A 12,060-nucleotide genomic window follows, 5' to 3' on the forward strand; every position below is an offset into this window, starting at 1 on the left:
GCCAGTACGGTGAGGCCAAGTGGCAAGGGCGTTCCTACATTCTGGTCGACACCGGTGGTATCTCCGGTGACGAGCACGGTATGGACGAAAAAATGGCCGAGCAGTCGCTGCTGGCCATTGAAGAAGCGGATGTTGTGCTGTTCCTGGTAGATGCCAAGGCCGGTTTCACCGCCGCCGACCAGATGATCGCCGAACACCTGCGCAAACGTAACAAGCGTTCCTACGTGGTTGCCAACAAGGTCGACAACATCGACCCGGAAATGGCCCGCGCTGAATTCGCACCACTGGGCATGGGCCACGCGATTCCGATCGCTGGTGCTCACGGCCGTGGCATCACGCAGATGCTGGAAATCGCCCTGGGTGATTTCCCGCGTGATGAAGAAGAGCCGGAAGACGGCGAAGAAGAAATCGTTGCCGAAGGTGAGGAAGCCAAGCGCATTCCTGGCCCGAGCGAAAAAGACGGAATCAAGATCGCCATCATCGGTCGTCCGAACGTCGGCAAATCGACCCTGGTCAACCGTATGCTCGGTGAAGACCGGGTAATCGTTTATGACCAGCCCGGCACCACCCGCGACAGTATCTACATCCCGTTCGAGCGGAATGAAGAGAAGTACACGCTGATCGACACCGCCGGTGTGCGCAAGCGCGGCAAGATCCACGAAGAAGTCGAAAAATTCTCCGTGGTCAAAACCCTGCAAGCGATCAAAGACGCCAACGTGGTGATCTTTGTGATGGACGCCCGTGAAGGTGTGGTCGATCACGACCTCAACCTGCTCGGCTTCGCCATCGAGTCGGGCCGTGCGCTGGTTATCGCGATCAACAAGTGGGACGGCATGACGCCGAGCGAGCGCGACTTCGTCAAGGTCGAGCTGCAGCGTCGTCTGTTCTTCGTTGACTACGCTGACATCCACTTCATCTCGGCACTGCACGGCACTGGCGTGGGCAACCTCTACGCGTCCGTACAGAACTCGTTCAAGTCCGCGGTTACCCGCTGGCCGACCAACCGTCTGACCCAGATTCTGGAAGACGCGGTGGGCGAGCACGCGCCACCGATGGTCAACAACCGCCGGATCAAGCTGCGTTACGCTCACTTGGGTGGTGCTAACCCGCCGATCATCGTGATCCACGGTAACCAGATCGAGAAAGTGCCGAAGTCGTATGTGCGCTATCTGGAGAACACTTACCGTCGTGTGCTCAAGCTGGTCGGTACGCCGATCCGCATCGAGTTCAAGGGCGGCGAGAACCCGTACGAAGGCAACAAAAACACCCTGACCGACCGCCAGGTCAACAGGAAGCGTCGGATGATGTCGCACAGCAAGAAAGCCGACAAAAAGCGCCGCGACAAGAAGTAAGGTCGCGGGTCATTGATCGTTCCCATGCTCCGCGTGGGAATGTATCCCGTGACGCTCTGCGTCACAAAAGCGGCGGACGCAGAGCGTCCAAGGCTGCATTCCCACGCAGAGCGTGGGAACGATCAACTTGAGAGAGGGGTGCCATCCGGCGCCCTTTTTTTATGGGCGCCGGATGGGCTATCCTCGGGCTCTCCCGCGCCGTCGTCAGAGCCGGGTGTTGAGCAGGGAACCCCCGATGATCACCAGTAAGCTGCCGAATGTCGGCATCACTATTTTCACGCAGATGTCTCAGCTCGCGGCGCAGACCGGCGCGATCAACCTGTCCCAGGGTTTTCCTGATTTCGACGGCCCGCAGTCGTTGCGTGACGCAGTCGGTCGGCACATTGCCAGTGGCCACAACCAATATTCGCCGATGACCGGTTTGCCGGCGTTGCGCGAACAGATTGCAGCGAAAATCGCGCGCAGCTATGGCGTGCAGGTCAATGCCGATAGCGAAGTGACCGTCACTCCCGGTGCGACTCAAGCCATCTTCTGTGCGATTCAGGCGGTTATCCACAGCGGCGACGAAGTCATCGTGTTCGATCCATGCTACGACAGCTATGCACCGGCGACGGAATTGGCGGGCGGTCGTTGCGTGCATGTGCAACTGAACCCGGATGACTTCTCCATCGATTTCGACCAGCTCGCGGCGGCCCTGAGCCCGCGCACGAAAATGATCGTCATCAACACCCCGCACAACCCGAGCGGCGCCCTGATCACCCGTGCGGAACTGGATCAACTGGCAGCGCTGATCCGCGACCGCGACATCTACCTGATCAGCGATGAAGTCTACGAACACCTGGTCTTCGACGGCGTGCCCCACGTCAGCGTGCTCGCGCACGAAGAGCTGTATCAGCGCGCCTTCGTGGTCAGCTCGTTCGGCAAGACCTATCACGTCACGGGCTGGAAAACCGGCTATGTCGTTGCGCCGCCGGCACTGACCGCCGAACTGCGCAAAGTCCATCAGTACGTCAGCTTCTGCGGCGTGACACCGCTGCAATACGCGCTGGCCGATTACATGGCCGAGCACCCGGAGCATGTCGAAGAGTTGCCGGGTTTTTATCAGGCCAAACGCGACCTGTTCTGCGACCTGCTGGCCCCGTCGCGCTTCACCTTCAGCCGTGTCGCGGGCACCTATTTCCAACTGGTCGATTACTCGCAGATTCGTCCTGATCTGAGCGATGTCGAGATGGCGATGTGGATGACCCGCGAACACGGCGTGGCGAGTATTCCGGTGTCGGTGTTCTACCAGAATCCACCGCAAGGCCAGCGCCTGGTGCGTCTGTGCTTTGCCAAGCGCGAGGAGACGCTGCGTGAAGCGGCGGCGAAACTATGCGTGATCTGAGTGCATTACCCGATCTGAATCTGGCGCTGATCCAGACCACCCTGGCCTGGCACGACCGTCAGGCCAACTTCGAGCATTTCGAGCAATTGCTGGAGCAAGCGCGTGGGGCGGATTTGATCATCCTGCCGGAAATGTTCACCACCGGTTTCTCCATGGAGTCAGAAACGCTCGCCGAAGCCGAGAACGGCCCAACCAGCAAATGGCTGCGGGTTCAGGCGGCGAAACTCGATGCGGTGATTACCGGCAGCGTGATTATTCAGGCCGCAGACGGCAGCCATCGTAATCGTCTGTTGTGGGCGCGGCCGGACGGCGAAGTGCTGCATTACGACAAGCGTCACCTGTTCCGCATGGCCGGTGAGCACAACCACTACACCCCCGGCGAGCGGCAGGTGCAGTTCGAACTGAAGGGCTGGCGCGTGCGTCCGCTGATTTGCTACGACCTGCGCTTCCCGGTGTGGAGCCGCGATTCGCAGGATACGGATTTGCTGCTGTACACCGCGAACTGGCCGGGTGCGCGGCGTTTGCACTGGAACCGTTTGCTACCGGCGCGGGCGATCGAAAACCTCTGCTATGTGGCGGCGGTGAATCGCGTTGGCACTGATGGCAAGGGCTTCGCTTATACCGGTGACAGTCAGGTGCTGGATTTTCAGGGCGAGAGCTTGCTGGCGGCGGGGGAGGCGGACGGTGTGTTCAAGGTGGTGCTGGAAGCGGCGCCATTGGCGACGTATCGCGAGCGCTTTCCAGCGAATCTGGATGCCGATACCTTCGAGTTCACCTGATTCCTGCAGCGCCTGACAGGCCGCCTTCGCGAGCAAGCTCGCTCCCACATTTGCTGATCGTTCCCACGCTCTGCGTGGGAATGCAGCCCGTGACGCTCTGCGTCACTGGACGCGGAGCGTCCCCTGATTCATTCCCACGCGGAGCGTGGGAACGATCGCCGTCAGCAGACAAAAAAAGGCCCCGAAGCTTTAGCTTCGGGGCCTTTTGCATTTCAGCAGTCGATTACGCCGCTTTCGCCTCAGGCTGGCTCAGCGAGCGGTTCAGCGCGCTGAACAAGGCCTTGAAGCTGGCCGTGGTGATGTTTTCATCGATACCCACGCCGTGCACCGCACGTTCGCCGTTCACACGCAGCTCGATGTACGCCGCCGCTTTGGCGTTGGTGCCGGCGCCGATTGCGTGTTCGTTGTAGTCCATGATCTCCACCGGAATCGGCAGGCCGGCGACCAGTGCTTCCAGCGCACCGTTGCCCTTGCCGCGCCAGTGCAGGTTGGTTTCGCCCTGACCTTTGCTCGCCACTTCCACTTCAACATTGCTGTTGCCGTTTTCTTCCTGCAAGCGATGGCTGACCAGCGCGTACGGGGTGTTGGCTTGCAGGTATTCGCTGATCAACAGCGAGTGAATCTGCTTGGCGGTCATCTCCAGACCGAGACGATCGGTTTCACGCTGCACGACCTGGCTGAATTCGATCTGCATGCGACGTGGCAGGCTGATGCCGTATTCCTGCTCCAGCAAGTACGCGATGCCGCCCTTGCCCGACTGGCTGTTGACGCGAATCACCGCCTCGTAGCTACGGCCGATGTCGGCCGGGTCGATCGGCAAGTACGGCACTTCCCACAGTGCGTCTGGTTTCTGCTGGGAGAAACCTTTGCGGATCGCATCCTGGTGCGAGCCGGAGAACGCGGTGTGCACCAGGTCGCCAACGTAAGGGTGACGCGGGTGAACCTGAATCTGGTTGCACTCTTCAACGACTTTGCGCACGCCGTCGATGTCGGAGAAGTCCAGCTGCGGGTCGAGACCCTGGGTGTACATGTTCAATGCGACGGTGACGAGGTCGACGTTACCGGTACGCTCGCCATTGCCGAACAGGCAGCCTTCGACGCGATCAGCGCCCGCCATCAGGCCCAGCTCGGTGGCGGCGACGCCGGTGCCACGGTCGTTGTGGGTGTGCAGGCTGATGATCACGCTGTCACGACGATTGATGTTGCGGCCGAACCACTCGATCTGATCGGCGTAGATGTTCGGCGTCGCGCACTCAACGGTGGCGGGCAGGTTGAGGATCATCTTGTGCTCAGGCGTCGGGTTCCACACCTCGATCACCGCGTCACAGACTTCCTTGGCGAATTCCAGCTCGGTAGCGCTGAAGGTTTCCGGCGAGTATTCGAACGTCCACTCGGTGTCCGGCTGCATCGCGGCGTATTTGACGAACAGCTTCGCGGCGTTCACGGCGATGGCCTTGATGCCGTCCTTGTCCTGGTTGAAGACGATACGACGGAAAGAAGGCGAAGTGGCGTTGTACAGGTGAACGATGGCTTTCTTCGCGCCGCGCAGGGATTCGAAGGTGCGCTCAATCAAGTCTTCACGACCCTGGGTCAGCACCTGAATGGTGGTGTCGTCCGGGATGTGGCCTTCTTCGATGAGGGTGCGCACGAAGTCGAAGTCGGTTTGCGAAGCGGCCGGGAACGAGGCTTCGATTTCCTTCACGCCGACTTGCACCAGGGTTTTCCAGAAGCGCAGCTTTTTCACCGCGTCCATCGGCTCGATCAGCGACTGGTTGCCGTCACGCAGGTCGGAGCTGCACCAGATCGGCGCGGTGTCGATGGTCTTCGACGGCCAGGTGCGATCCGGCAGGTTGATGACAGGAAACGCGCGGTATTTCGAAGACGGGTCTTTGAGCATGCTCATCGGGAAATTCCTTATTGTCTGGGCCGAAAAAAGGCGGCCTGCCGGTGTTACGAATATGTCGGGAAAAGCTCTGGGCGAGGCGCAGCGATTCAGCCTGGCAGTCGTGCGCTGACGAGGCACAGGCTGCGGTGCTGGCGAAGCTGAATGAGGGTGTGAGAGGTTTTCATGCCTTCAACCCTAACCGCGAGGGGAGAGGATGGCAAGCAGTCGAAAAAAATTGAGAGGAATACTCGGAAAGCGGGGTTTTGCAGGATTTTATTGCGCTGGAGATCGCTGGTCGTTGTGATATTTGCGCGAGGTTTGATTGGGGCGCAATCGAGGTATTTAGGAATTCATTGAGTATTGCTGTGTTGTATAGGCCGCCTTCGCGAGCAGGCTCGCTCCCACAGGGGATCTGTGTTGTGAGTAAGATCCAGTGTGGGAGCGAGCCTGCTCGCGAAGAGGCCGGTCGCCTTAACACATACTTAAGGTTGGAAGGCTCCAATGAAAATCGCCGGATCCACCCGCGCATCATTCAGGCTGACATTCCAGTGCATATGCGGCCCGGTCGCGCGGCCGGTCATGCCCACCTTGCCCACCACCGCGCCACGCGCCAGTTGCTGGCCGTCCTTCACATCAATCTTCGACATGTGGCAGAACATGCTGATAAAGCCCTGCCCGTGATCGACAAACACCGTGTTGCCATTAAAGAAGTAGTTGCCGATCAGAATCACCTTTCCCGCCGCCGGGGTCTTGATCGGCGTACCTGCCGGCACCGCAAAGTCGAGGCCCGCGTGCGGATTGCGTTCTTCACCATTAAAGAAGCGGCGCACACCAAACTTGCTCGACAGCGGCCCGTTGACCGGCTTGTCCAACAGCAGATTGCTCGGCGTGTTCGGGCTGAAGCTGCGATAGGCCTTGATCTGCACGGCCAGCTCACCCTCGATGCGCTTGAGGTTCGACTGATCCGGATTGACCTGCTGCTTGTTCTTCAGGGTGATGTGCTGTTCCGGGTATTTCTTGTTGCCGACAGTAAACGGCAGATTACGGCCGCCACTGCTGATCTGCTGCGCACCCGGTTTGACCGTCAACGGCACGCCGACGATTGCCAGCCAGTTGTCCTGTTCCTTGACCACCAGCACCGGTTTGCCTTGATAGGTGGCGGTCGGCGCCTGCGCGGCCGTGCCCAGATCAACCACGGCGACGCCACCCGGTACCGGTTTGTTGAGCATGCGGGTGATGTAGCTGTCGGCATGGGCGTTGAAGGTCAGGCAGAGCAAAAACAGTGGAGCCAGAAAACGCGGCATGGATCAGTCCAGTAAAGAAAGGGTGACAGGCGTCAGGTGATTGTCTTCGACGCGCACTTGCAGTTCGCCTTCGCCGAGTTTGGCTTTCAGGCGCTGGCCGGTGTGGGTCTGCGCGGCGTTAAGAATCGCATGGCCGCGCTCATCGAGCAGAATGCTGTAACCACGACCGAGGGTCGCCAACGGGCTGACCACATGCAGCGTCTGCATCTGACTGTGCAGTTGCAGACGACGGTTTTTCAGGCCTTCACGCATGGCACGCGGCAGACGTTCGGCGAGGCTGTCGAGGCGCTGGCGCAACATCGCCAATTGCCGCCCAGGATGTTGCCCGGCGAGGCGGGTTTCCAGACGGATCAGCCGCTCGCGACGGGTATTGAGACTGCGCTCGAAGGCCCGGCGCATGCGCATGTCCAGATCATCCAGACGTTGCGCTTGCTGGCGCAGACGTTCGCCGGGATGACGCAGGCGACGCGCCATGCCTTCGAGGCGCAGACGATCACGCATCAAACGGTCACGCATGCGCATCACCAGGCGGCGATGCAGGCTTTCGACCTGGCGGATCAGATGGCTGGAATCGGGCGCGAGCAATTCGGCAGCCGCAGATGGCGTCGGTGCGCGAACGTCAGCAACAAAGTCACTGATCGACACATCGGTTTCATGGCCAACAGCGCTGACAATCGGCGTCACGCAGGCATCGACGGCGCGGGCCACGGCTTCTTCGTTGAAACACCAGAGGTCTTCCAGCGAGCCGCCGCCACGGGCGAGGATCAGCGCATCGAAGCCACGGGCATCGGCCATTTTCAGCGCACGAACAATTTGTGCGGTGGCTTCGCGGCCCTGCACGGCGGTCGGAATCAACGTCAGTTGTACTTGCGGCGCACGGCGGCGGAACACGCTGATGATGTCGCGAATCACCGCGCCGGTCGGCGAACTGATAATGCCGATGCGCTGCGGATGCGCGGGCAACGGCACCTTGCGCTCGGCACTGAACAGCCCTTCGGCGCTGAGCTTTTCTTTCAGCGCATCGAAGGCCAGACGCAGCGCGCCGTCACCTGCCGGCTCCACGGTGTCGAGGATCAACTGATAGTCGCCACGGCCTTCGAACAGCGAGACCTTGCCGCGCACCTTCACCGCCAAACCATCTTTCAGCGCCTGGCGCACGCGCGCGGCGTTCTGCCGGAACAGCGCGCAACGCACCTGCGCGCCACTGTCCTTGAGCGTGAAGTAGATGTGCCCGGACGCCGGTCGGGCGAGGTTGGAGATCTCGCCTTCGACCCAGATGTTGCTGAACACGTCTTCGAGCAACACCCGCGCACGGCCGTTGAGCTGGCTGACGGTCAGGACTTCACGGTCCAGGCCAAGTCTTGCAAAGGGATCTTTAATCATGGGGCGCAGTTTAAAGGCATTTGCTGATCAATCTCCATGAATCACCACAAATCCCCTTGTGGGAGCGGGCTTGCTCGCGAAGGCGTCGTGTCAGTCGCTATCTGAATTGTCTGTCCCACCGCTTTCGCGAGCAAGCCCGCTCCCACAGGGGATGTTGGTGAAGGTCTGGAGGAATTGGTGGATCAGGGGACTGGGATTCTGGCGGTAGGCGAGGGCGACGGTGCTTTGGCAGTCGGAATCGCTCAGTTGCAGAAATCGTACGCCGCTCGGTGCAATGTCTTGCATTGATTCCGGCAGCAGGGCAATGCCGAATCCGCCCTGAATCAATTGTAACTGCGTGGTCTTGCGCGACATTACCCGCGCCGCTTTCGGGAAGAAACCCTGGCGCATGCACAGATCGGCGCACAAATAGCTCAGGCCGCCGCGCTGTGGATGGGGAATGGAGATGAAGGCTTCGTCCTTGAGCTGTGCCAGTTCCACCGTATCCAAGGAGGCTAATCGATGATCCGCCGGCACGGCCAGCAGCAGGCGTTCACTGAACAGTGGCACGATCTGAATGCCTTCGCGCTGGCGCAGCATTGGCAAGCGCAGCAATCCGACATCGAGGCGACCTTCGGCCAATTCCTCCAGTTGCGCCTCGGAAGACAGCTTGCCGATGTCCAGCGACACGCCCGGTTGCTGCTGCAGGTAAGCGCCGATATTACTGAGCAAACGCCCACTGATCGGCACGGTGCTGGAATGGCTCAAACGCAGAGTGCCGAGTTGCCCGTTACCGACTTCGGTGGCCATGACGCTGGCCTTGTTTAGTTCGATCAGCAGATTACGCGCTCGCGGCAAAAACGCTTCGCCCGCCGCCGTGAGTCGCGGCTGACGTGCTGTGCGCTCGAACAGCGGCGTTTGCAGGTGTGTCTCCATGGTCTTGATCTGCCGGCTTAGCGCCGATTGGGCAATGAACAAGCGCTCCGCCGCCGCACTGAAACTGCCGCATTCAGCGATTTCGACGAAGTAACGCAATTGACGGGTGGAAAGCATCAGGTATGCCTTTTCGAGATGACTTGGCGACTTTGAAGATATTAGTCGCAAGCGTTGGCGCTGGCTAAAGTCATCTCAGGCTTATTAAGGAAGCGCATCGATGAGCGTGGCGGGGTTGTTGAGTGAGTGGCCGTGGGGCGCGCAAGGCTGGGTGATTATCGGCATGGGCATCGTGCTGGCTTATATCGTCTTCGGTATCGCCGGGTTCGGCACGGCGTTGGTGGCGGGGCCGATTCTGATTCTGTTCATGCCGTTGTCGAAGATCGTGCCGCTGCTGGTGTTGCTGGATTTCGTCGCGGCGTTCGGCAATCTGCTGCCGTCGCGGCGCGATGTCGCCAAGCCGGAGCTGTTGCGGTTGCTGCCGTGCATGGCGGTCGGCTGCACGTTGGGGGTGATATTCCTGCTTAACCTCAAATCCGAGCTGCTGTTGCTGTTGATGGGGCTGTTTATCAGCGCTTACGCGATTTACAGCCTGTGGGTGAAAGCGCGGCCAACGCAATTGTCGGCCGGGTGGGCAGTGCCGATGGGCACGGTGGGTGGGTTATTTGGTGCGCTGTTTGGCAGTGGCGGCTTTTTATATGCGATTTATTTGAACAGCCGATTGCCGAAGGAAGCGGCGCGGGCCACGCAAAGTGCGCTGATCAGTTGCAGCACGGTGGTGCGTTTGAGCCTGTTTGCCATCGCCGGGGTGTATGCCGAGCTACCCTTGTTGATGTTGGCGCTGTGTCTGTTGCCGGCCATGGCGTTGGGGTTATGGGTCGGGCGGCGGTTGACCATGAAGTTGTCGCGCGAGGCGTTTGTGCGATTGGTAACGTGGCTGGTGCTGGCGAGCGGGCTGGCGTTGATCGGGCGCTATCTCAGCACTTGACCGGATTTTGTCAGGGATTAAGCTGCCGGCCTTTAGGGCCTCTTCGCGAGCAAGCCCGCTCCCACGGGAACTGCATTCCAATGTGGGAGCGGGCTTGCTCGCGAAGGCGTCAGCAGCCACACCGCAGGACTTTCCATGAATTCGCAAAGCATCATCGTCCCGAAAATCTCCACCCTGCCGGTGCACGAACCCCGGGCCCGGGCGATCGTGCGCTGGCTGGTGCGCAAAAACATCGTCAAGGAAGAGCTGAGCACCTGCGGCCGCACTGGCAATCGCATGGCTTACGCGATTGCCGATGGCGCGCGGGCTGTGGTGCTGCACCCGCAGGCGTTGCCGTTCGGTGAGCCAATCAACGGTCTGGAAATCGTCACCAAACGCTGCATCTATACCCCGGCCAAAGGGTTTCTCGGAGAGGCCGGTTGTGCCGAATGCCGTCGCGAGATCGGTGAGGCACTGTTCGAAAGCCTGGAAGACTGGATGCCTGGGCGCACCGATAACTTCACCTGCCCGGAATGCGGGCACGAAGACGACATCAACGGCTTTCTGTACCTGCAAGAGTGCGGGTTCTCCAACCTCGGCTTCATCTTCAACAACTGGCTGGAAGCGGGTTTCAAACAGAGCTTCCTCGACGAATTCGCCGACTGGCTCGATCTCCCCGTCAGCTGGGTAAAAGTAGAACTCTGACCCTCAAACATTCCCTGTAGGAGCTGCCGAAGGCTGCGATCTTTTGATCTGGTTATTAACAGACAACGTCAAAAGATCGCAGCCTCCGACAGCTCCTACAAAAAACAGGGTTTTCCGTATATCAATTAGACTGAGTTTTACGTTGATCCGAAGGGGGTGTCTGACTATAATGGCGCGCTTCCATTTTCCCGCTCGGGAGCCCCCGCGATGCTGCGTATCAGCCAAGAAGCTCTGACATTCGACGACATTCTCTTAGTGCCCGGTTATTCCGAGGTGCTTCCTAACGAAGTCAGTCTCAAGACCCGCCTAACCCGTGGCATCGAGCTGAATATTCCTCTGGTTTCTGCCGCAATGGACACCGTTACTGAAGCCCGTCTGGCAATTGCCATGGCTCAGGAAGGTGGCATCGGCATTATCCACAAGAACATGACCATCGAGCAGCAAGCTGCCGAAGTTCGCAAGGTCAAGCGTTACGAAGCCGGTGTAGTCAAGGATCCGATCACCATCGAGGCTGATGCCACGGTGCGTGAACTGTTCGAACTGACCCGTCTGCACAACATTTCCGGCGTTCCGGTACTGCACGATGGCGACCTGGTCGGCATCGTCACTTCCCGTGACGTGCGTTTCGAAAACCGTCTGGAAGCCACCGTTCGTGAAGTGATGACGCCTAAAGAGCGTCTGGTCACGGTCAAGGAAGGCGCCGACAAGAACGACGTTCGCGAGTTGCTGCACAAAAATCGCATCGAACGCGTTCTGATCGTTGACGACAAATTTGCCCTCAAAGGCATGATGACCGTCAACGACATCGAAAAAGCCAAAGCCTACCCGCTGGCCAGCAAGGACGATCAAGGTCGTCTGCGCGTTGGCGCTGCTGTCGGTACCGGTAAAGACACTGGTGACCGCGTCGCTGCGCTGGTCAATGCCGGTGTGGACGTGGTGGTAGTCGATACCGCTCACGGTCACTCCAAAGGCGTGATCGACCGCGTTCGCTGGGTTAAACAGAATTTCCCTGAAGTGCAGGTGATCGGCGGCAACATCGCCACCGGCGCCGCTGCCAAGGCTCTGGCCGAAGCAGGCGCTGACGCAGTCAAGGTCGGTATCGGCCCTGGCTCGATCTGCACCACCCGCATCGTCGCCGGTGTCGGCGTCCCGCAAATCAGTGCCATCGCCAACGTTGCTGCTGCCCTTGAAGGCACTGGCGTACCGTTGATCGCCGACGGCGGCATCCGTTTCTCCGGTGACCTGTCCAAGGCCATCGTTGCCGGTGCTTCCTGCGTGATGATGGGCTCGATGTTCGCCGGTACTGAAGAAGCGCCGGGCGAAATCGAACTGTTCCAGGGCCGTTCGTACAAGGCGTATCGCGGCATGGGTTCGCTGGGCGCCATGTCC

At 59.7% G+C, this 12,060-nt stretch carries 10 protein-coding genes; 6 read left to right on the top strand and 4 right to left on the bottom strand.

Annotated features, from left to right (window positions below; translation table 11 throughout):
- The 3 genes from der to ACIP1X_RS25595 form a co-directional block, all read left to right on the top strand.
- Nucleotides 1-1,352: ribosome biogenesis GTPase Der (gene der, locus ACIP1X_RS25585; protein ID WP_400755661.1), on the top strand; the 1,352-nt coding region annotated here is incomplete at its 5' end.
- Between the two features lie 235 nt (nucleotides 1,353-1,587).
- Nucleotides 1,588-2,736 (top strand): pyridoxal phosphate-dependent aminotransferase, encoded by a 1,149-nt coding sequence (locus ACIP1X_RS25590; protein WP_400755662.1) that lies wholly within the window; start codon nucleotides 1,588-1,590, stop codon nucleotides 2,734-2,736.
- The gene (locus tag ACIP1X_RS25595; protein WP_400755663.1) at nucleotides 2,724-3,515 is read left to right on the top strand and encodes an amidohydrolase; all 792 of its coding nucleotides are present in this window, start codon (nucleotides 2,724-2,726) and stop codon (nucleotides 3,513-3,515) included. Before ACIP1X_RS25590 ends, ACIP1X_RS25595 begins: the two co-directional genes overlap by 13 nt.
- A gap of 223 nt (nucleotides 3,516-3,738) precedes the next feature.
- On the opposite strand, the gene leuA is transcribed toward ACIP1X_RS25595, so the two are convergent.
- The 4 genes from leuA to ACIP1X_RS25615 all read right to left on the bottom strand — a co-directional run bounded on the left by leuA (nucleotide 3,739) and on the right by ACIP1X_RS25615 (nucleotide 9,119).
- A complete protein-coding gene (leuA, locus tag ACIP1X_RS25600; protein ID WP_053123514.1) occupies nucleotides 3,739-5,418 on the bottom strand; it encodes a 2-isopropylmalate synthase in 1,680 nt (559 codons plus the stop codon).
- Nucleotides 5,419-5,882: 464 nt separating this feature from the next.
- Nucleotides 5,883-6,704, bottom strand: a complete 822-nt coding sequence (locus tag ACIP1X_RS25605; RefSeq protein WP_282354647.1) for a peptidoglycan DD-metalloendopeptidase family protein — start codon at nucleotides 6,702-6,704, stop codon at nucleotides 5,883-5,885.
- Nucleotides 6,705-6,707: 3 nt separating this feature from the next.
- The gene (xseA, locus tag ACIP1X_RS25610; protein WP_400755664.1) at nucleotides 6,708-8,087 is read right to left on the bottom strand and encodes an exodeoxyribonuclease VII large subunit; all 1,380 of its coding nucleotides are present in this window, start codon (nucleotides 8,085-8,087) and stop codon (nucleotides 6,708-6,710) included.
- A gap of 90 nt (nucleotides 8,088-8,177) precedes the next feature.
- Nucleotides 8,178-9,119: a LysR family transcriptional regulator gene (locus tag ACIP1X_RS25615; protein ID WP_400755665.1), complete on the bottom strand. Its 942-nt coding sequence runs from the start codon at nucleotides 9,117-9,119 to the stop codon at nucleotides 8,178-8,180.
- Nucleotides 9,120-9,219: 100 nt separating this feature from the next.
- Between ACIP1X_RS25615 and ACIP1X_RS25620 the strand changes: the two genes are divergently transcribed.
- The 3 genes from ACIP1X_RS25620 to guaB form a co-directional block, all read left to right on the top strand.
- The gene (locus tag ACIP1X_RS25620) at nucleotides 9,220-9,987 is read left to right on the top strand and encodes a sulfite exporter TauE/SafE family protein (RefSeq protein ID WP_400755666.1); all 768 of its coding nucleotides are present in this window, start codon (nucleotides 9,220-9,222) and stop codon (nucleotides 9,985-9,987) included.
- Between the two features lie 135 nt (nucleotides 9,988-10,122).
- The gene (locus ACIP1X_RS25625) at nucleotides 10,123-10,671 is read left to right on the top strand and encodes a sugar ABC transporter ATPase (protein WP_053123506.1); all 549 of its coding nucleotides are present in this window, start codon (nucleotides 10,123-10,125) and stop codon (nucleotides 10,669-10,671) included.
- A 207-nt stretch (nucleotides 10,672-10,878) separates the two neighbouring features.
- Nucleotides 10,879-12,060 (top strand): IMP dehydrogenase (gene guaB, locus ACIP1X_RS25630; RefSeq protein WP_400755667.1); only part of this gene is annotated, 1,182 nt, incomplete at its 3' end.

The organism is Pseudomonas sp. NPDC088885, from assembly GCF_044750025.1.
GTDB classification, from domain to species: Bacteria; Pseudomonadota; Gammaproteobacteria; order Pseudomonadales; family Pseudomonadaceae; genus Aquipseudomonas; species Aquipseudomonas rustica.

Bases quoted from the DNA above. Each gene is read 5' to 3' on its own strand.
- ACIP1X_RS25590 (WP_400755662.1), top strand. From the start codon at position 1,588: ATGATCACCAGTAAGCTGCCGAATGTCGGCATCACTATTTTCACGCAG.
- ACIP1X_RS25595 (WP_400755663.1), top strand. From the start codon at position 2,724: ATGCGTGATCTGAGTGCATTACCCGATCTGAATCTGGCGCTGATCCAG.
- leuA (WP_053123514.1), bottom strand. From the start codon at position 5,418: ATGAGCATGCTCAAAGACCCGTCTTCGAAATACCGCGCGTTTCCTGTC.
- ACIP1X_RS25605 (WP_282354647.1), bottom strand. From the start codon at position 6,704: ATGCCGCGTTTTCTGGCTCCACTGTTTTTGCTCTGCCTGACCTTCAAC.
- xseA (WP_400755664.1), bottom strand. From the start codon at position 8,087: ATGATTAAAGATCCCTTTGCAAGACTTGGCCTGGACCGTGAAGTCCTG.
- ACIP1X_RS25615 (WP_400755665.1), bottom strand. From the start codon at position 9,119: ATGCTTTCCACCCGTCAATTGCGTTACTTCGTCGAAATCGCTGAATGC.
- ACIP1X_RS25620 (WP_400755666.1), top strand. From the start codon at position 9,220: ATGAGCGTGGCGGGGTTGTTGAGTGAGTGGCCGTGGGGCGCGCAAGGC.
- ACIP1X_RS25625 (WP_053123506.1), top strand. From the start codon at position 10,123: ATGAATTCGCAAAGCATCATCGTCCCGAAAATCTCCACCCTGCCGGTG.